Below are 20,568 nucleotides of genomic sequence, written 5' to 3' on the forward strand. Positions count from 1 at the left end.
TAAAACCAATTATGATTTGAAGTTTTTGATTCCTGTATTCAGCCAATTATAATAATCTTCGATATCAGGATTATACGCCGAAGGTTCCGTTAAGTTTACACTATTTTGGTCTACAATTACATAAAAAGGCTGTGCGTTTGCTTTGTAGGTTTTGATTTGTAAATCGCTCCATTTATTTCCAACCGTTTTGATCTTTTTGCCTGTTGTTTCAGAAACATATTGTTCGTTTTCCGGAAGCTCATTTTTGTCGTCTACGTACAATGAAATCAAAACTACTTCATTTTTCAAAACACCTAAAACCTTTGGATCTGACCAAACCAATTCTTCCATTTTTCTGCAATTCACGCATGCATAACCTGTAAAATCTAATAAAACTGGTTTCTTGTTTTTCTTCGCGAATTCCATTCCTTTATTATAATCATGAAAAGTGATAATATTTTGCGGACCAAATTCAGCTCCTTCCGGTAAAGCCGACTTTACTTCGCTAACACTTTTAGAAGCGCCAAATCCGTCTGGCGATTCACTGTATTGCATTGGAGGCGCAAATCCGCTGATTAATTTTAAAGGCGCGCCCCAAAGTCCTGGAATCAAATAAATAGTAAACGATAAAACAATTAATCCAAAACCTAATCTTCCAACTGAAATATGGTTTAAAGGAGAATCGTGCGGTAATGTTATTTTTCCGAATAAATAGAAAGCCAAAGTTCCAAAAACGGCAATCCAAATCGTTAGAAATACTTCTCTTTCCAGCCAATGCAATTGCAAAACCAAATCAGCATTTGATAAAAATTTGAAAGCTAAAGCCAATTCCAAAAAGCCTAAAACGACTTTTACAGTATTTAGCCATCCGCCCGATTTTGGCAAAGCATTTAACCAACCCGGAAATGCAGCAAACAATGAAAATGGCAATGCAATTGCAGTCGAAAATCCTAACATTCCAACAATTGGCGCGATACCTCCTTTTGAAGCTGCTTCGACTAATAATGTTCCAACAATTGGACCCGTACAAGAGAATGAAACAATGGCTAAAGCCAAAGCCATAAAGAAAATCCCGACTAATCCTCCTCTATCCGCTTGCGAATCGACTTTATTGGCCAATGCATTTGGCAGCATGATTTCGAAAGCGCCCAAAAAAGAAACTGCAAAAACAACCAATAAAATAAAGAATATAAGATTGAACCAAACATTCGTTGAAAGCGCGTTCAGAGAATCGGCACCAAAAACAGCTGTTACAATTGAACCCAATAAAACATAAATAATGATGATCGAAAATCCGTAAATCAAAGCGTTTCTAATTCCTGCCGCTTTGGTTTTGCTTTGTTTGGTAAAATAACTAACCGTCATCGGAATCATCGGAAAAACACAAGGCGTTAATAAAGCTGCAAATCCCGATAAAAAGGCAATAACAAAAATGCTTATTAATCCTCTTGTATCTTTCTTTTTAGTTGGATTTTCAATTTGTGTTTCTGCTTTTTCTGTTGCTTTAACCGTCGTTTTTTCTTCAGCAACAGCTGAATCTTTTACAATTGCTATTTCTTCGGCGGAAGCCAACTTTTTAGAATTCGGAATTTTAAAAGACAATTCTTCTGATGACGGCGGTAAACAATTACTGTCGTCACAAACCATAAATCCAACTTCGGCTGCAATGTTTGTAATTTGATCTGATTTGAATTTTATTTTCTGCGTAAAAAGCGCTTTATCTTCAAAATATTTAATTTTCATATTGAAGATTTTATCCACGACTTCATGTCCTTTTCCTTCGGTAGTTTTGCCTGTTAATTCAAAGTTATTCTTTGGATTTTTAAACGAAAAAGCTGTCGCCGATGGTCCACCTTCTTCGATATATTGTCCGTACAAATGCCAACCGGACTGAATCGCAGCTTCGGCTTTTAAAACATATTCTTTATCTGATATTTTTTCTACAGAAGTAGTCCATTTTACCGGATTGTACATTTGTCCAAACATATTGCAACTCACAAGCAATAGTAAGGTTATGATGAATTTTTTCATTGTTTTTTTGTTTTGATATTTTAAGTTTGATTTAAAAAAAGAGCTGTCGGCAAAACAGCTCTTTTGGGTCTTTCACAAAAAATTGCTTACTAATTCAGATTTAAAAATGAAAGACAACTATTAAAATTGTTTTTTTTTGTTTCAGGTTTCAGGTTTCAGGTTTCAGGTTTCAGGTTTCAGGTTTCAGGTTTCAGGTTTCAGGTTTCAGGTTTCAGGTTTCAGGTTTCAGGTTTTGGATTGCGATAACTTTGTCAAAGTTTAAAACTTTGACAAAGTTGAATCACAATCTTGCTTCTAGTATCTTTATTCTTTATTCTAACTTCTTCCTCCTAAAAAAAATTACTTCAAAGGATTCCCTTCTTTATCTAATGAACCAGCTTTTATAACAATCATTTTGTCTAGCTGAACATACTTTTTGATCGCGTCGTTTACTTGTTTCAACGTTACTTTTTCGATATCTTTTGGATATTGGTCGATGTAACTTGGCTCTAAACCTCTTTCTATAAAGCCTAAAATTGTTCTCGTCATTCCGTTTGTGGTTGCCATTCCAACTTTAAAACTTCCAATTAAATTGGTTTTCTTATTTTCTAACTCTTCCAAAGTAATTCCGTCGTTTACCCATTTTTTCACCTGAACTATTGTTGCGTCCAGTCCTTTTTGGAATAAAGTTGGATTAAAAGATGCATTTACCATCCAATATCCGCCAGTTGCAATATTTCCACCTGTTCCAGATGAAATGTTGTACGTTAAACCGTCATTATCTCGAACTGTTTGCATCAAACGACCAGCAAAACCAGCGCCTAAAGTATAATTACCAATGTAAAACGGAATATAATCTGCATCGGTTCTTTTTAAACCTGTATATTGTCCAATGTACAATTCGGCGCTTGGTTTCTCCGGAATTGTAATAACTTCTGTTTTTGAATTTGCTTTTACAGCTTCTTCAAACTTCATATTTTCAATTACACCGCCGTTCCAGTTTTTGAAAGATTTATTTAATGAAGTGTTCAAATTAGCGCCTTCAGTATCGCCAACAATCACCAAATGCATTGAAGCTGGACCGAAATATTTTTTGTGGAATGCTTTTACTTCTTCCAAAGTTGCCTTTTTTACATTCGCTAAATCTTCTTCAACGCTTAAATCATGATTCGGATTTGCTTTTGGATAAATCGCCTGAGTTAATGCAATACTTCCTCTTTCTCCCGGATCATTCAGATTTTGCTGAATACTTCCGGTAAATTGTTGCTTTAAATTTTCAAATTCTTTGGCATCAAATAATGGGTTTCTTAATTCTTCAGCCAATAAAGTAATGACTTGATCTAAATCTTTTTTCAGACATTTAAAACCAATATTTACTTTAGTTGTAGAAGCATTTACGTTGATATTTACACCTAATTTTTGGAGTTTTTCTGAGAATTTAAATTTGTCATTCAACGTTGTTCCTTTTGACAACATTGAAGCTGTTAAAGACGGAATTGCCAGATTTTTGTTTTCATTGGCATAATTTCCTAGCGAAATACTTGCTGCAACGGTCACAAAATCTTTAGCCGAAGTTTTTACTGAAACGACATCAATTCCGGCTACTTTTTCTCTTTTGTAAGCCGAAGCTGTTTTTTCAATTGCATTATTATCTTCTAAAGTAAGTAGTTTTGTAATATTTTTTTCTTCAGATAAATGAACTTCAGAAGCTTCTTTATGATCGTGTCCATTTTCTGGATGTCTGTAATAAAACGGTCCATTCTCTGGCATAAAATTATTGGCTTGCGCCGATTCCTGATTTTGACCTCCATTTTGCTTCGGAACAAAATATCCTGTTGTGCTTTGATCTTCAACCAGATATTTTTTAGCAACACGCAAAACATCTGTTGGCGTTACTTTTTTCAATCGGTCAACTCCTGTAATATAGTCTGTCCAATCTCCCGCTGCAATGGCTTCGTTTAATTGTGAAGCGATTACGCCAGAACCATCACGAGCCAAAATAGTTTGCGCGCTGATATTGGCGACAACACGATTTACCTCTTCCTGCGTAACGCCATGTTTCTGAATTTTGGCTACAACTTCACTAATTTTAGCATCGATATCTTCGTGCTTTGAAGTCGTCGGAAAACCAACTCCAATAGTAAAAAGTCCTACTTCTTTGAAATTTGTTGCGCTTGAATATGTGTAAATTCCTAAACGCGTGTCTACAAAAGTTTTGTTTAAAATAGCCGATGGACCCGATCCAATAATTTCAGCAAGAATATTCAAAGCAGGTAAATCTTCGTGTAAAGCTCCCGGAATTTTATAAGCTTTGTTTATAACGCCTAATTCGCCGGGTTTTTTAACTACAATTTTGCGAGGTCCATATTGTTGCGGTTCTTCGGTATATGGCTGAGGCATTGCGTTTGGTGCTTTTGTAATTTTACCGAAATACTGTTCGATTAAATCAAAAACATTCTCTTTTTTGAAATCGCCAATAATAGTCAAAGTTGCATTATCCGGCCAATAATAAGTGTTGTAGAAATTACGTAATACTTCAATTGGTGCTTTTTCGATATCTGATTTCCATCCAATTGTAGAATGATGATACGGATGTGCAATATAAGCCGCTGCCCAAATTTCTTTGTCTAATAAACTATTTGGATCGTTTTCTCCGCGTTCGAATTCGTTGCGAACAACTGTCATTTCAGCATCTTTATCTTCTTTCAATAATAAAGAATTACGCATTCTGTCGGCTTCAATTTGCAATGCCAATGCGATTTTATCACTCGGTAATGTTTCAAAATAATTGGTTCTGTCATACCAAGTCGTTGCGTTAAGTTGCGCTCCCGTATTTTGAAGAACATCTGTAATTGTTGTTCCATTTTTCTTATTGAAACTTGGCGTACCCTTGAACATTAAATGTTCTAAAAGATGCGTTGATCCTGTGTTTCCTAAAACTTCGTTTTTAGAACCAACACGATACACAATTTGCACGGTTGCAACTGGCGAAGCATTGTCTTGCAAGAGTAAAACATTCATACCGTTTGGTTGATACAAATACTCTTCAATTCCACCTAATTCTTTGATTTTCTTAAAATTAACTGATTTATTTTGCGCTGAAATAAGCGTACAGAAAGCTAGTGAGCAATAGCCCACGAAGATGTGTTTTTTCATTTTTTGTGATTGAGATGTTTTTTTTAGCGTGAAGTAACTTTGTCAAAGTTTAAAACTTTGACAAAGTTTGACTGCTAATTTTATTGTTTATGACTTACTAAAAATCTCTTTTAGTTTAGACTGAAGTGCTTCTTCTCTTAGATTTTTAGCTACTATTTTTCCGTCAGGTCCAATTAAGTAATTGGTTGGAACTAGTTTTACTCCGTATAAAACGGCAACATCATTTTTCCATCCTTTTAGGTCAGAAACGTGTGTCCAGCTTAAGCCATCTTTTTCGATTGCTTTTTGCCAAAGATTCTTTTTATCGTCTAATGAAACGCCTAAAACTTCAAATCCTTTATCGTGATATGCTTTGTAAGCTACGACTACGTTTGGATTTTCTTTTCGGCATGGACCGCACCAACTTGCCCAGAAATCAACCAAAACGTACTTTCCTTTATAATCTGATAGTTTTACCACTTTTCCGTTTACATCTGTTTGAGAAAATTCCGGAGCAGCAACGCCAACAGCGGTTTTATCGTTAAGTGCAATTCCTTCTTTTATTTTTTTACCGAAATAAGATTTCTGAACTTCAGGGCTTAAAACTGCAAAATATTCTTTTACTTGTTCCGGAGTTCCGTATGTTACCAAACGATCGTCAAGAACTAAAGCTCCGGCAATCTGATCTTTATGAGATTTAATAAATTTAAAAGTAAGATCATCTGCCAACTTTTGTAAATCTGCCCAACGTTTGTCCATCATTGCTTTTTGCTCCGGAGTTAGTTTTACTTTTCCGCTTTGACTTATAGAATCAGATGTTTTGTAAACCGGACCTGCAATTTTCTGGATCTTTGTAAATTCGTTTTTGTAATAAGACATATAAATCGAATCCTGAATCGCTCCAGTTAATTTTGCATTAAAAATACTGTCTTTATGACCAACAAGATTTATAGTTTCATTTGATAAAACAAAAACTCTTCCAAATTCCTGCCCTTTTAATTTGATGCTGTATCTTAAAGGTTCGTCTACCTTTCCTGCAAAAGTAAATTTGCCGTCTACGATTTTAGCAGAATCTTTTACAACATTTTTATCTCCATCCTGAAATTCCAGATAGACCATTCCGTCTTTTTGTCCGGCAATATTTCCGTTTATTGTAAATCCTTCTTCTTTCTTAGAACAAGAACTAATTGTGGCTGTTAGCGCTAAGGCTAACAAACCTGATTTTAAGATTGTACTTTTCATGTTTGATATTTTTTTTATTTTAAGAATGTTTTTGTCTGAATTTTTAACACATAGAGCAATGTCATTAAGTTAAGATTTTTAGAAAATAAAATTAATCTCGCAAAGGCGCTAAGACGCCAAGTTTAAACAAACGTAGCTGTGTGACTATTTTGATTTTTAATTTTTAATTCTCAATTTTTAATTGAAACTGACAATTATGATTTCAAAAGTTCTTTTAATTTGGCTTCTAATTCTGCACCTCTTAAATTATCACCAATAATTACACCTTTGCTATCTACTAAATAGGTTGCCGGAATTGCTTTTACATTAAATGCATTACTTACTTTATTGTCATCCAGAAGATTGTGCCATTGCATATTTTCTTGTGCTAAAGCTTTTTGCCATGCTTTTTCGTCTTTATCAATTGAAATACTTAAAATTTCAAATCCTTTTCCTGCATATTCTGAATAAGCTGTTTTTAAATTTGGAATTTCTTTACGACATGGTCCGCACCAAGATGCCCAAAAATCAATCAGAATGTATTTTTTTCCTGCAACGATATCTTTTACATTATAGGCTTTTCCGTCTTTGTCTTTTAGACCGAAGTTGGCAACGCTTGTTCCGATTAATGACTTTGGGTTAAGATCTTTATCTACCAATTGACCATAATAACTTTTCTTTGCTGCGGGAGAAAATTGCTCATAAATTGGCTTTTGATCCGGTGTGAAATAACTGTATTGTGTGATCATAAAAAATGGTCCCCACCAAGTTGCTTTATTTCTTGTAATTAAATCTGCTGTTGTTGTTTCGACTTTCTTAAAAAATGCTTTTTCTTTTGCTTCGAAAGATTTCCATGCTGGAGAATTTCCAATAGAATCCATCAGTTTTTTGTTTCCTGAAACTCTTGCTTTTCCGTATGCTTCTGCAACTTCTTCGCTTCCTTTATGATATTCTTCGTAATCTTTGTTTAATTCTTCTCTAAAAGCTGTTTCTTTTTTAAAATAATCGTTCGATTTTGATCCTGAAACGACTTCATTTTTAAAATTGATTTTTCCTTCTTCTTGTTTTAAAACTTCGGCTTCAGCTGTTAGTTTTATTTTAGAATTTTCTATTAATACCGGAATGTATCCTTTGTTTTTTCCAAACTCCAAATAAAATAAACGAGGTTCATTTAATTTTCCTGTAAAGGTAAATTTGCCGTCTTTAAGCGTAGTTTCTGCAACTGCAGATTCTGATGAATGTGTTGCTCCGGGAATTAATTTTATGGTCGTTCCATCTTCAAGTCCTGTTATATTTCCTTCCAGATTATAAGAGGTTGATGCAACTGCTGGCTTTTTCTTTTGCGCTAGAATATTGTTGGAAAATGCAAATAAACAGATGCATAATCCAATTACTTTAAATTTAATTGTATTCATTTTTGATTGATATTTTAAGTAAAAGCTTCCTTTTCGAAAGTCCTAATCAGGAAGCTTTAAAGTTTTTATTTTGCTACATTTTGAGTTATAGTTCCGTTTCCAGGATTTTTTACAGCTCCTTGAGGAAATGGCATTGTCCATAAATGAGAATCCGGTGCTAATGTGTAGTTTACTCCACCAGAAGTTTTTGATAAACTTAATTTATAAGTACCTTCTGCATTTAGACGACGTGCATCTGCAAAAGGAATAATCGTCAGGATAAGTTCGTTATACTTCGTTTTGAAAATAGCGTTTAGGGCAACTGTTTTATCTGCAGTTACAATATCCTGATAAGCAGCTGGTTCAATACGAGTTTTACGTACTTTATTTAAAACGTCCAACGCATCGCTAATTTGTCCTGCACGAGCCAGACATTCTGCTTTAATTAAATATACTTCTACAGTTGTGATTCCGCCATAATTAAACATTCCTGATAAAGTTCTTCTGTAATAAGTATCTGCACCAACTGTTCTTAATTTCCAACGAGATTTAAAGCGAACATCTCCAGCTTCAAAACGTTGCGCACGTTCTACGGGAATACTATATTCTGTAGATAAATAGGTTCTTTCGCCATGACGAAATGTGTAATTCTCAACATAGTCAAATCCCATTGGAGATGGCGTCGCAGTATAAGAATTCGGAATGTCAATAATCGCTTTATTAGCATTATAATAAGCAACCCAATCGTACAGTTTATTATTTTCGGCAAGAGCCAAATCAGCGTATTTCAAGGCTTCTGTATAATTATTCATTTGCAAATAAACGCGGGAATAAAATGCATAACCTGCTCCTAAATTTGGATGCAAAGCGGTTTGAGAAACTTTTGGTAAATATGGCAATGCATCTTTTACATCTGCCAAAATAAAATCGTACAATTCCTGAATAGTTACTTGTTTACTTGGCGCATTTATATCGGCACTTGTAATTAATGGCACAGATAATTTTGTTTTTGCAGTTGAAGCCACATAAGTATCTGCATAAAAATTAACTAAGTTATAATATGACATTGCACGTAGAATTTTTGCTTCTGCCCAAATTACTCTTTTTTGATCTTCTGTTGCTTCTGTTGTTGTTAAAGCATTTGCGATAATCAAGTTAAAGGTCGAAATTCCAGCATATTGTCCGTAATATTGTCTTTCGTCTGCTTGATTTAACTGGATACGATCTGCAGTTTCATCCCACATATAGTTGGCTTTTGTCAAACGTTGCGCTGCCAGAGTCGCTATATCGATAAACTTATCGTTCAACAAAGTCGAAGCTTGTGCAATATCTACGCTTTGGTTGGTGTATTCATCACGAATAAAAGCTTCATAATCTGCCAATGTTGTTGGAATTTTAGATCCTTTTGGCGCATCGTCTAAATAGTTGGAGCAAGATGCTAAAACTAATCCTAGTGCTAAAATGCAAAGTATATTTTTATATATATTTTTCATAGTGTAGTTTTTTAAAATTAGAAGTTAATGTTTACACCAAAAACTAAACTTGGAGATTGAAAGCCATTTAAAAGAAATTTAGCGTCTCTGCTTTTAGCGAAAGTATAGACATTTTCTGCATTCAGATTGAAGCGAACATCTTGTAATTTTACTCTTTTTATAATAGACGAAGGCAAATTATAGGCTAGAGAAATATTGCTTAATCTGATATTTGAAGCATCAAGAATATTAATATCTGCATAACGATAAATGTCACGAGAATCTGTAGCAAAATCGGCTTCGTACTCGTAAACCGCGCGAGGAATATTGGTAAAAGCTTCGTCGCCTGGTTTTTGCCAACGGTTTTCGATATTTTTATTTACAGTTGTAATATCTGTTACATAACTACCAATTCCAGCCGAATAATTATTCTCTAACATTGGTAAAAATGTATTTCTGATTTTATGCCCTAACTCATAAATAAACAATGCCGAAAGTGAAAAATTCTTATAGTTTACAGCCGTATGAAATGATCCGCTGTGTGTAGGAACAGTTGAGCCATAATCATGAATTGCATTTAAATCTGCGGGATTGTAAATTGCTTTTTCACCTTTTGCATTATAAACCTGAGGCAAACCTTTATCATTTAAACCTGCCCATTTGTAACCGTAAATAGTGTTGTAATTGTTGCCAACTTTAGGATAAGCAGATGGATAATCTAATTGAAGGTAATATACCGGAGCTTCGACTTTTACGTAATCGACTTTGTTTTTATTGTAAGCATATAAAACTGAAGCATCCCAAGAGAAAGAATCTGTTTTTACGATTGTTCCTCTCAAAGTGGTTTCAATACCTTTGTTTGTCATTTCTCCATTGTTAATTTTATAGGTCGAATAACCAAATCCTTCTGTTGGGATTCCGTTACTGTTTGCTAATAAATCTTGTCCTTTTTTGTTGTAAACATCAAAAGTTCCGCTTAATCTATTTTTAAAGAATGAAAAATCTACACCAATATTCGTTGTTGTTGTTTTTTCCCAAGACAATTCAGGATTTGGTCTTTGGTTAACATATCCTTGATTTCCGCCAACATTTGGGTTTGCATAATAAGAAGCTGTTAAATAAGGCGCTGCATCTTTGGCAACATTTCCTCCAATACCATATGAAGCACGAAGTTTAAGAGAGTTTATCCAATCGACTGCAAAGAATGATTCTTTATCAATATTCCACGCTGCTCCTGTAGACCAAGTTGGTTTATTTTGATATTTATTATTTGTTCCCCAAAGGTTAGAACGATCCCAACGCAAACTTCCGGTTAAAGAATATTTTTTATCATAAGTATAACCTCCTGTTGTATAGAAAGAAACGTAACGATTTACCAATTCACGATCTGCTGCGAAATCATTTAATCCCATAGAACCTCCAAAAACAGACCCGTAAACTTTAAGTAAATCTGCCTGATTAATTGGTGTGTACGATAAAGTTTGCTCGTCCCAACCGTAACGTGTTTTATCTCCGTATTCTATTTTTGAATGGCGGATTTCCATACCTGCAATTGCGGTTACATCGTGTACATTATTAAAAGTCTGATCAAAATTCAATTGCTGACGGAAATTGTAAGCATTAGAAAATTGGTTGGTTTCTTTTAAGATATCGCCATAAGGCAAATTATAAACGGCTTTGTTATTACCATCAATAGTTACTAAACCATTTACTTCATTTCTAACATTAAAAGATTCTTTTTCTCTTAATAAACTGCCACGATCAACTCCATATTCGTACTGAAACATTGCATTATATGTAAGTGCTTTACTGAATTTTACATTAAACTTTGCAAAAGTTCTGTTCAGGAAGTTTTTAGTTTCATTTACATTTCGCCCTAATTCATCCATTGGCGTAATATCCATATTATAAAGACCGTAAGTCTTCATGGATTGAAGCGTAAAATTATTGTATCGTGATGCTGCTGTAGAAGTAAAATTTGATCCGTCGTCATTTACCAATTGGTTGTACATCTGAGTCTTATAATCTTGCTGAGTTAGAGGATTATAAGTTTGTGTATTGCTTTCGCCATAATTGATATAGGTTCCTAAATCTAAAGTCAACCAGCTTGTAATATCAGTAGAGTTTTTTAGATTTAAACCAACAGATTGATTATCAGAATATCTATCTTCAAATTTGTTTCCTTTATAAGTCAACGAAGCATTAAATGTGTTTGATTCTGTTGCTTTGCCTAAACTTACGTTATGCTGAATAAAATATTGATCGCGTTTTGCATATTTCGCAACATCATCATAATATTTATAACCTTGAGAACCCAATTGAGTCAAACGATTATTCATATCTGTTTGCGAAATATTTCCGGCATAACCGTTTAACAAAGTCTGCATTCCCTGACTAGTAAATACGGCATTGTTCAATAAAGATTGTGCGTACGTACTTGCATTTGCGCCTTTTAAACTTGGATTTGCATCTGCCCAGCCTTTTTCAAGACTTATAATATCGCCTGCGTCCGTAAGATTTCCGGTGTAATTTCTATATGGAGTTACGGTTAAATTGCTTGAAAACGAAATATTAGTTTTTCCGGCTTTGGCTTTTTTAGTAGTAATTACAACAACTCCATTTGCTGCACGTGCACCATAAATAGACGAAGCTGCTGCATCCTTTAGAACTGTAATAGTTTCAATATCTTCTAAATTCAGATTCGGAAGATTTTCTTCCAGACCAAAATTCTCCGTAAATTTTGTGTTTTCTATCGGAAAACCGTCAATTACATACAATGGAGTCGTTAAACCATTCATAGTCGTTGTTCCACGAATTTTACCGTCCTGATAACCAACGATACGTCCTTCTAAAATTTTGTTTAAACTGCTCAAACGCTGTTCTTGAAAATCTTTTGCTTTTAAACTAGAGAAAGATCCAGTCGCTTGTTCAGATGAAATATTTTGATAACCTGTAGTCAATACAACTTCGCCTAATTCAAGTGTATCTTCTTTAAGGACAACATTAATAACGCTTCTTCCGGCAACTTTAATTTCCTGTCTCACAAATCCTAAATAAGCAAATGCTAAAGTAGTTTCCTTTCCTACAGTAATAATCTGATATTCACCATTAAAGTCAGTCTGAACACCGTTTCCAGAACCATTATCGGAAACTGCTGCACCAGCCAAAGGATTCCCTTTTTCGTCTGTAACTTTACCTTTTACAATAAAATCTTCGGCTGCTTTTTGTACTGTAACAGCTTTTTCTGCAGGAGCTTTTTTAGGTGTTAAAATAATATGAGTTCCTGAAATTTTAAAATCAGTTCCTGTATTATTAAAAATTGTACCCAGAATCGCTTCAATAGATACATCATTGAGACTGACATCTATTTTGCGCTCTAAATCAACTGATCTTACATTATAAACAAATCTGTAATTTGTGGTGTACTCAATCTTTTCAATTATTTTTCCAACGGTCATGTCGCTGGCATTAAATGACATTTTTGCCTTTTGGGAATAAGTAACTCCCGCCTGCATCACTGTCAAAGTGGTCAATAAAAATAATGTAGTCAATTTCATCTTCAAATCAAATTTCAAAAAAGGCTTGTCGAACCTGATTTTGTTCAATAGTTTTTTCATACTTTTAAATGTTTTTAATTGTGGTTGGTTAGTTTACCGATCGCATCTTATCCTACCGGAAAATGTTGGCGCATTTTCCGGTTTTTTTTATAAAATAACGATCCATTTTTCGTGGAACTTTTTGTTACATAGGCTTCTTTTTTATTTTAGATTTATGATTTTAGATTCCTTGTTATTTCATCTTAATTCTTAATTATAAACTTTAGTCTACAAAATATAATCTTGCTTCTTGTTTCTATAATCTATTCTTTTTATTCTATACTCTATTCTCTTTCCAGGCTACTTTATAGTAATCACATCTTCATCAATCTTATAATCAATGGCATAACTGTCACTAAAATATTTCAGTACAACTTCGATAGGTTCATTATCAAAACGGGCGTTGAAAATTTCTTTACCCAGTTTTTTGTTTTTATTGATGAAAGTCACATTATAATGACGTTCTAACTTTTTAATAATTGACTCAAAAGAAGCGTTTTTAAATACTAAACTTCCTTGTACCCAAGCCGTATAATAATCAGTATTGACACTTTCTGTCGTGATTTTCTGTTGTCCGCGTGTGTTTGAGCCTTTTAATCCCGGAGTCAGATACACTTGATTTTCGGTTGTCTTTTTGTCTTTATAAAGCGAAACTTTTCCTTCGACCAAAACTACATCTGTACTTACATCTTCAGTATACGAATTGACGTTGAACTTAGTTCCTAAAACTTCAACATCAACTTCTTGCGTATTTACGATAAACGGATGCGCTTTGTCTTTTGCAACTTCAAAATATGCTTCACCGGTTAAATAAACTTGTCGGTTTTGATTCTTTAAAAACTGAACTGGATATCGCAATGATGTTCCGGCATTTAAATGAATCACTGTTCCGTCTGATAATTGAACTTCGAACTTTTTCCCGTACGGAATTTTCAATGTATTGTAAACCAGTTTTCCATTATAAGAAGTATTAGAATATACTAATCTGTTTTTTTCTTGTTTTCCAATTATTCTACCTTCTTTATCCGTTAAATTTTTTGATTCTGATGTATCAATTGTTTCTGATGATTCATTTTCTGATTGAAGTACAATTTCATCTTGTCTCGGAACTACAACATTTCCTTTCGAATGAAATAAATTTGAATTCTTATAGAAATAGAAACATCCTAAAGCTACAATCAAAATAGCTGCATATTTGTAATAAGATGAAAATCTTCTTTTCTGAAAAACATTATTTTCTTTCTGAATTCTTTCTGATAATTGTTTTCTCACTTCAGTTGAATCAAAAGTATTTACAACAGAATCTATTGCATAATTGGTTTTTACAAAATCCTTAAATACAATTTGATTCTCTTCTTCCTTAAGCCATTCCGTCAAGGTTTCTATTTCTTCCTGACTGGCTTGATTCGTGATGAATTTCACGATTAATCGCTCTGACTTTTTCACTGTCATTTTACTCTTTTTAAATATTATTACGAAGCTAAAAAACAAAACCCTAACAATTTGATAATCTTTTTTTCATTTTAGTGATTTTTTTATTATTTGAAGTCTTTTTCTTTCAATATAAATTTTTAAAAACTCTATTAATCACATAGAATTAATAAACAATTTAATATACCTTTGCATTTTCAAGTGATTTTCTATTTGTAATAAAATTCAATAGAAAATAGAAAAACGCAATGTTTTTGGCAAAAAAACTATCGTTTTGGGTCATAAAAATTATAAATTTATATATTTGTTTCTATGAAAAGCGAAGATTACAACGATAACGATATATTAATCGAATCTCTAAAAAACGGAGACGAGAAAGCATATACTTATTTGATCGACACGTATCATCACAAACTTTGTGTTTATGCCAATAGTCTGGTAAAAAATGTTTACAGTGCCGAAGATATCGTGCAAAATGTATTTATAAAAGTTTGGGAACAACGTACTCGCTTAAAAACAAATCATGCAATTAAGAGCTTTCTTTATAAATTAGTTTACAATGAGTTTATTGATTTGTATCGAAAAAATCAGTCTTTATTTTCATTAGAAAAATCATATTACGACGCCTTAAATTCAATTGTTCTGGAAGATGATTCAGAATCTTTGCAACATGTTATAAATGTCGTTAATAAAGAAATTCAAAACCTTCCGCCAAAATGCAAAGAAGTTTTTATTCTGAGCAAAAAAGAAGGTTTAACCAATATTGAAATTGCAGAACATCTTGACGTTTCGATCAAAACTGTTGAAGCTCAAATAACCAAAGCGTTTTCGATTTTACGATCTTCGCTTGACGAGAAAATAAAAAACTTCTTGTTTTTACTGTTCTCCATAAAGAAAAATTTACGCTTAAATACTTAAAGCGTTATTAATTCCTTCATCCGGAAATTATTGAAGTTTTTGATGTATTTGCTTAAGATCTTGGTTTTGGCAAGTTTCTGTCGTACATAATAATAGTTCCTGCAACAGCCACATTCAAGCTTTTTATAGATTTAAATTTCACTAAATGATGGCATTTTTCCATAGCTTTTAAGGACAAGCCATGATCTTCTGCTCCTAATAAATAAACGCAACGTCTTGGATGTTCAAAGGTTTCTAAATCTGAAGCTTTGTCATTTAATTCAACGCCAACCAATCGCGCTCCTTTTGGTAAATTTTCATAGAAAGCTTCAAAATTTTCATAATGAAAATAAGGTATAGCTTTTACTGCATCGTGAGTATCACAAGCTTGTTTGGCATATCGATTACCAATGGTAAATATAAAAGTAGCGCCCAGGTTTTGAGCTGATCGCCACAAAACACCCAAATTTTCAGGCGTTTTACCATTTTGTATTCCTATACCAAAGTATTCGTTTATAAAATTATCATTCATAAGTGCAAAAATACAAACTGCAAGCACATAAATCAATTTTAATTGAGATCAAACGAAGAACATAGAATTGAAATTTTACCAATTTCTTTGGTTTCCAATATTTAGGACTACCAAAGAAATGGTAAATAATATCTAGCTATTTCTGTAAAACATAAACGATGCTAAATGAAAATAATGATTGTGAAGGTTGCACAATATCTGTTTTATAAATCTTCCAACCATCTGCCAAATGCTGATTTAATTCGGTCGGTTCAAATTCAAGAGTATGGTTATTATCTCTTAATGCCTCTTTCAGTTCTGAATTTACATTTACTACTAATACTTTTTGCATTTTTAATTTATTATTAAGATTTTTAATTATTTTTTCACATCCTCTTTTTACTTAGAACTATGCTAAATTGGAAACTAACTTTTTATTGCAATTAAAAATTTTGAACCCAACCGCTTTCCGCTAAACGTAAACATGATAAAAAACGTTAATTCCACTAAATACCAAATCTGGTCAACCATCATAAACGGCCTAATTACAACTTAAATGGTTTTATTTCAACTTTTTTGATTTCAACCTCAGTAGTACTTATATCAGAAAATTGCAAAATATTCTCTTCTTTTAATTTAGAGAATAAATTATTGAATGAATGGTTGTCTTGGTCATCCTTAAGGTCTAATATATCAATACCTGCTATTGCTAATGGAGCTATAGTTTCTCTTTTAGATGTACCAAACGAAGCGAAAATATATTTATTTTTATTCTTTTTCATGTCCTCAAGAATAATTTTAAATTCTGTACCAACACCGCCCTCGAACTTATCAGCTCTTTTTTTATATTGCTCAGAAAGAATAATAATAATTTTGTCATTATTTGAAATACCTTCAACCATCATTTGATTAAAATTAATTGCAGTCTCTCCTTGACTTTTCATTCTGTCCATTGAGGCGTCAAAGTTATTTTGTCTCAAAAAGTCTACAAAAGAAATCACCAATGAATTAAACGCATCATCATTCCAAGCATATGTAACAAAAACAGATTTAACAGGAGTCTTGATTAAAGAATCTTCATTTTCTAATAAAATAGTTTCTACAGAGGTATCAGTTTTACGATTGAGCTTTTGGAATGCTTGAATTAGATCTTGTCTGACTTTTACCAGTACATATTCAATTGTCGCTGTTGGGAGTTTATGATATGCCGCATCTAAATGCAAACTTTTATTATTGTGATGAAAAGTTTTATCAAGCATTTTTACTAATTCTTTCGGAATTGGTTTTATACTTGTATTTTGAGTTAAATTTTTTAATGTTGTTTCTAAAAATGAAATTCCATCGGGTAAATAAGCAACTTCTAAATCGAATCCTATTCTATCCGATAAAGGCTTAAAATCTATTGTCTTTTCTCTAAATACTAATTGTCCATAAATATCTTTTATGTCACAAACAATTTCAGCCTTGACTTTTCTATATTCAGGTATTCCATCTTCTATTTTGTAGCCTTCAATTTCTTTTTCTATGTAGCTCAAAAGCTCTTTATCCTCTTTTTGTTCAGCAATAACTTTAGCTTCTAATAATAATAAACTTAAAGTATTTTCAGTATTATATAATTTTTTTAAAAAATCTTCCATTTTTTTATTTTTTAATCTTTTTAAAATCACCCATAAAATATTTAAAAATTCAAGAAAACTTAATATAAATATGAAGTTTCTATATGAAATTTAAAAATTTGTTTTACTTTATTTTTGTCTCAAATATATTAAATTTTTTCTTACAAACATCTAAATGATTCTCTTTCAAAAACATTTTTTTTATATTTTCTCATAATTAAGTTGTTTCAATAATACTTAAAATGATTATTTTAAAAAAAGCTGTTAAAATTCTCAAATACGACAAACTATACTCTCCTAAATCCCTTTAAACCAAAGGGATTTTCTTTTTTCAAAAAAAACATAAAAAAAGTCAAAAGCTACATAGGGGTAAAATGTGATTCGATTGTATTACTTCTATAACAATGTCAAATCGCATAAATCAATCAATCAAAAATCAATCATCATGTTACCAATCATCACTAAAATATTTATTAAGCTATCCCTCTTTGGCGCAGACCCAATTGCGATAGAAAAAATTCATGAAGTCGAAAAAAGTGCACCAAACTTAATCGTTTATGCCTTGCCAATTGTATTGATTTTTACTTTGGTCGAATTTGTTGTTTTTTATTATTTAGAAAAAAAAGAACATGACAAGAAAGAAACGATGGGATCTGTGTTAATTGGTTTTGGTAATCTAACAGTCAATCTCTTAATGAAAACCGGTTTGTTGTATGTTGTAGTAGGAATTTATAATATACTCCCGTATCGCATGGAATTGAATTGGTGGACTTTGATTCCGTGTTTTATTCTGTATGATTTTAGTTCGTATTGGACACACCGAATCTCTCATTATTGCCGTTTTTTCTGGGCGACTCATGTGGTTCATCATTCTGCAGAGCATTACAATCTTACGGTAAGTTTTAGGCAAAGCTGGTTTCAATATGCCAAAATTGTATTTTTTATTCCGCTGATTTTTGCCGGTTTTCATCCTGCTGTATTTTTTATCGCCAATCAGCTTAGCGTATTGTATCAGTTTTGGGTACATACCGAAGCCATTGGAAAACTGCATCCTTTTATCGAAAAATATTTTGGAACTCCGTCTAATCATCGCGTACATCACGGAAGTCAGGAAAAATATCTGGATAAAAACTTTGGCGCAACTTTTATGATTTGGGATCATTTATTTGGTTCTTTTCAATACGAAGAAGAAAAACCTAAATATGGAATTACAAGTCTTCTCAAAAGTAAATTGAACCCGTTATATCTTAATATTCATGAATTTCAGGATATTATTACTGATGTAAAAAAGGCGAATGGTTTTCGGAAAAAGATGCATTACATTTTTGCCAGTCCGGATGCTATTGCAAAACAAAAATTAGTTAAAGAAACTGCTCAACCAATCAAATTATCCACATCATGCGAACAAGTCAAAAAAAGCAACAAGAATTTCAATACCAACTTTTCAAATACTTTAGCCGAAAAGATAATTGTGCAACAGCCTTAAATAATGAAATAATTCATGCCGAAGAAACAGATCAAGCGCTGTCTTTTACCTATCTCACAGATCATATTTGTATTATTCATAGTTACGAATTTGGTTTGAATACTGAACTTGATATCGATACTACAATTGAAGCTTTTATTACCCTGTTAACCAATCATAACAGGATGCATTATCAATCGAATGCATCTTACAATTAATCAAAAAAATAATATTAAATATAAAAAGTATCTATCTTTGATTGAATGTCAAAACGTATTTGTGGAGTATAGCAATATCGAGCATATCAGTTTTATAAAGAACGGAAATGAAGCTGCTTTTGAAAAGATTTTTAAAATGTATTTTAGAAATCTTCATGCTTTTGCCTACACTTTTATGAAAGATGATGTTATTGCCGAAGAAATTGTCCAAAATGTATTTTTTAAGATTTGGGAAAAAAGAAATCAATTGCAAATTGATGATTCATTAAAGGCTTATCTCTACAGAGCGGTTCATAATGAGAGTCTTAATCACCTTAAACACGTAAAAATTAAATCTTCTTTTCAAATTCAATATTCAGGTCATATGGAATCCTCAAATGAAGATGCATCCAATCAAATGATGGCATCTGAACTCGAAGACAAAATTCAAAAGGCAATTAGCGAATTGCCACCGCAATGTCGTACTATTTTTCAGCTGAGTCGTTTCGAGCAGCTTAAATATCAGCAAATAGCCGATCAATTGAATATTTCGATTAAAACTGTCGAAAATCAAATGGGAAAAGCACTTAAAGTATTACGCTTAAAACTGGTTGAATATCTTCCGTTTCTACTGCAATTATTATATTTAATTAGAAGATCATGAGCCAAAACAATATGAATATGAACGATGATTTACTAGTGAAATATCTAGTTGGCGAAACTGATGCAAACGAAAGTGCAACAGTAGAAATTTGGCTTAAAGCCGATGAAAAAAACCAAAACTATTACAATGGTTTTAAGAAAATATGGGAAGACAGTCTTGTACTTGCCCAAAATACAACCGTGGATGAAAATGCAGCCTGGAAACGATTACAGAATCGCATTCACGAGAAGGATATTCCGGTACATAACCTGAAAAAAAACTCTTTCAATTGGTTACACATTGCCGCTTCTGTTCTCTTAATTAGCACTTTGGGATGGCTAAGTTATTCTTATTTCGAAAATAAATCAGCTAATACTTTAATTGCAATACATGCAACAAACACTACTCTAAATGATACTTTACCTGATGGAACAACCATCACTTTAAACAAAAATTCATCATTGACTTTTACTCAAAAGTTCAAGGGAAATACTCGTCCGGTTACCTTAAAAGGGGAAGCTTTTTTTGATGTTTCTCACGATAAAACAAAGCCTTTTATTATTACAATTAATGATGTTACAGTACAAGTTGTAGGAACTTCTTTTAATGTGAAAAACAAAAATGGAAAAACTACTGTAGATGTCGAAACGGGAATTGTAAAAGTGAGCAAAAACAAGGATCAGGTAGAATTAAGAGATGGTGAAAAAGTAATCATTTCTGATCAGGATTTAAAGTTGTTAAAAAGCATTAGCAAAGGCAGATTATATAATTATTACCGAAATAAGGAACTCGTTTGTGATCAGACACCTTTACAGGAATTGGTTGAAGCGTTAAACGAAATTTATAATGTCAATATCGTTATTAAAAACCCTGAATTGCAGGAAAAACCAATAACTACAATATTTAAGGATCAATCACTGGATCAGATTTTAGAAGTAATTCAGGAAACATTTTTGATTAAAATCGAACGTAAAAACAACCAAATTCTATTAAAGTAATTC

The 20,568-nt window shown here is 32.6% G+C and carries 14 protein-coding genes; 4 read left to right on the forward strand and 10 right to left on the reverse strand.

The window, feature by feature from the left end; genetic code table 11:
- Positions 1 to 9: 9 nt before the first annotated feature.
- The 7 genes from CLU81_RS00310 to CLU81_RS00340 form a co-directional block, all read right to left on the reverse strand.
- On the reverse strand, positions 10 to 2,010 hold the full coding sequence (locus CLU81_RS00310) for a thioredoxin family protein (protein WP_099708001.1): 2,001 nt from the start codon (positions 2,008 to 2,010) through the stop codon (positions 10 to 12).
- 339 nt (positions 2,011 to 2,349) lie between these two features.
- Positions 2,350 to 5,145, reverse strand: a complete 2,796-nt coding sequence (locus CLU81_RS00315; protein ID WP_099708002.1) for a pitrilysin family protein — start codon at positions 5,143 to 5,145, stop codon at positions 2,350 to 2,352.
- Between the two features lie 87 nt (positions 5,146 to 5,232).
- Positions 5,233 to 6,366: a TlpA disulfide reductase family protein gene (locus CLU81_RS27275; protein WP_099708003.1), complete on the reverse strand. Its 1,134-nt coding sequence runs from the start codon at positions 6,364 to 6,366 to the stop codon at positions 5,233 to 5,235.
- A 194-nt stretch (positions 6,367 to 6,560) separates the two neighbouring features.
- On the reverse strand, positions 6,561 to 7,760 hold the full coding sequence (locus CLU81_RS00325; protein WP_099708004.1) for a TlpA disulfide reductase family protein: 1,200 nt from the start codon (positions 7,758 to 7,760) through the stop codon (positions 6,561 to 6,563).
- A gap of 65 nt (positions 7,761 to 7,825) precedes the next feature.
- The gene (locus CLU81_RS00330; protein ID WP_099708005.1) at positions 7,826 to 9,232 is read right to left on the reverse strand and encodes a RagB/SusD family nutrient uptake outer membrane protein; all 1,407 of its coding nucleotides are present in this window, start codon (positions 9,230 to 9,232) and stop codon (positions 7,826 to 7,828) included.
- 17 nt (positions 9,233 to 9,249) lie between these two features.
- Positions 9,250 to 12,828: a SusC/RagA family TonB-linked outer membrane protein gene (locus tag CLU81_RS00335; RefSeq protein WP_099708006.1), complete on the reverse strand. Its 3,579-nt coding sequence runs from the start codon at positions 12,826 to 12,828 to the stop codon at positions 9,250 to 9,252.
- A 279-nt stretch (positions 12,829 to 13,107) separates the two neighbouring features.
- Complete coding sequence (locus CLU81_RS00340) at positions 13,108 to 14,259, reverse strand: FecR family protein (protein WP_099708007.1); 1,152 nt, start codon at positions 14,257 to 14,259, stop codon at positions 13,108 to 13,110.
- Between the two features lie 291 nt (positions 14,260 to 14,550).
- Between CLU81_RS00340 and CLU81_RS00345 the strand changes: the two genes are divergently transcribed.
- Positions 14,551 to 15,156 carry an RNA polymerase sigma factor gene (locus CLU81_RS00345; protein ID WP_099708008.1) on the forward strand — a complete coding sequence of 202 codons (606 nt, stop codon included), beginning with the start codon at positions 14,551 to 14,553 and terminating at the stop codon, positions 15,154 to 15,156.
- 52 nt (positions 15,157 to 15,208) lie between these two features.
- Here CLU81_RS00345 and CLU81_RS00350 read toward each other — a convergent pair whose 3' ends face one another.
- The 3 genes from CLU81_RS00350 to CLU81_RS00360 form a co-directional block, all read right to left on the reverse strand.
- Positions 15,209 to 15,667, reverse strand: coding sequence for an RNA methyltransferase (locus tag CLU81_RS00350; protein ID WP_099708009.1), 459 nt, complete (start codon positions 15,665 to 15,667; stop codon positions 15,209 to 15,211).
- A gap of 136 nt (positions 15,668 to 15,803) precedes the next feature.
- The gene (locus tag CLU81_RS00355) at positions 15,804 to 15,998 is read right to left on the reverse strand and encodes a hypothetical protein (RefSeq protein ID WP_099708010.1); all 195 of its coding nucleotides are present in this window, start codon (positions 15,996 to 15,998) and stop codon (positions 15,804 to 15,806) included.
- Between the two features lie 193 nt (positions 15,999 to 16,191).
- A complete protein-coding gene (locus tag CLU81_RS00360) occupies positions 16,192 to 17,283 on the reverse strand; it encodes an SEFIR domain-containing protein (RefSeq protein ID WP_144444449.1) in 1,092 nt (363 codons plus the stop codon).
- Between the two features lie 424 nt (positions 17,284 to 17,707).
- Between CLU81_RS00360 and CLU81_RS00365 the strand changes: the two genes are divergently transcribed.
- From CLU81_RS00365 to CLU81_RS00375, 3 genes are all read left to right on the forward strand, one after another.
- Positions 17,708 to 18,748, forward strand: a complete 1,041-nt coding sequence (locus CLU81_RS00365) for a sterol desaturase family protein (protein WP_199174535.1) — start codon at positions 17,708 to 17,710, stop codon at positions 18,746 to 18,748.
- A gap of 234 nt (positions 18,749 to 18,982) precedes the next feature.
- A complete protein-coding gene (locus CLU81_RS00370) occupies positions 18,983 to 19,588 on the forward strand; it encodes an RNA polymerase sigma-70 factor (protein WP_233209619.1) in 606 nt (201 codons plus the stop codon).
- Positions 19,585 to 20,565 carry a FecR family protein gene (locus CLU81_RS00375; protein ID WP_099708013.1) on the forward strand — a complete coding sequence of 327 codons (981 nt, stop codon included), beginning with the start codon at positions 19,585 to 19,587 and terminating at the stop codon, positions 20,563 to 20,565. The genes CLU81_RS00370 and CLU81_RS00375 overlap by 4 nt, the downstream gene beginning before the upstream one ends.
- Positions 20,566 to 20,568: the final 3 nt, after the last annotated feature.

Origin of the sequence: Flavobacterium sp. 9 (assembly GCF_002754195.1) — a bacterium.
In the GTDB taxonomy this organism is placed as follows: Bacteria; Bacteroidota; Bacteroidia; order Flavobacteriales; family Flavobacteriaceae; genus Flavobacterium.

Bases quoted from the DNA above. Each gene is read 5' to 3' on its own strand.
- CLU81_RS00310 (WP_099708001.1), bottom strand. From the start codon at position 2,010: ATGAAAAAATTCATCATAACCTTACTATTGCTTGTGAGTTGCAATATG.
- CLU81_RS00315 (WP_099708002.1), bottom strand. From the start codon at position 5,145: ATGAAAAAACACATCTTCGTGGGCTATTGCTCACTAGCTTTCTGTACG.
- CLU81_RS27275 (WP_099708003.1), bottom strand. From the start codon at position 6,366: ATGAAAAGTACAATCTTAAAATCAGGTTTGTTAGCCTTAGCGCTAACA.
- CLU81_RS00325 (WP_099708004.1), bottom strand. From the start codon at position 7,760: ATGAATACAATTAAATTTAAAGTAATTGGATTATGCATCTGTTTATTT.
- CLU81_RS00330 (WP_099708005.1), bottom strand. From the start codon at position 9,232: ATGAAAAATATATATAAAAATATACTTTGCATTTTAGCACTAGGATTA.
- CLU81_RS00335 (WP_099708006.1), bottom strand. From the start codon at position 12,828: ATGAAAAAACTATTGAACAAAATCAGGTTCGACAAGCCTTTTTTGAAA.
- CLU81_RS00340 (WP_099708007.1), bottom strand. From the start codon at position 14,259: ATGACAGTGAAAAAGTCAGAGCGATTAATCGTGAAATTCATCACGAAT.
- CLU81_RS00345 (WP_099708008.1), top strand. From the start codon at position 14,551: ATGAAAAGCGAAGATTACAACGATAACGATATATTAATCGAATCTCTA.
- CLU81_RS00350 (WP_099708009.1), bottom strand. From the start codon at position 15,667: ATGAATGATAATTTTATAAACGAATACTTTGGTATAGGAATACAAAAT.
- CLU81_RS00355 (WP_099708010.1), bottom strand. From the start codon at position 15,998: ATGCAAAAAGTATTAGTAGTAAATGTAAATTCAGAACTGAAAGAGGCA.
- CLU81_RS00360 (WP_144444449.1), bottom strand. From the start codon at position 17,283: ATGGAAGATTTTTTAAAAAAATTATATAATACTGAAAATACTTTAAGT.
- CLU81_RS00365 (WP_199174535.1), top strand. From the start codon at position 17,708: ATGTTACCAATCATCACTAAAATATTTATTAAGCTATCCCTCTTTGGC.
- CLU81_RS00375 (WP_099708013.1), top strand. From the start codon at position 19,585: ATGAGCCAAAACAATATGAATATGAACGATGATTTACTAGTGAAATAT.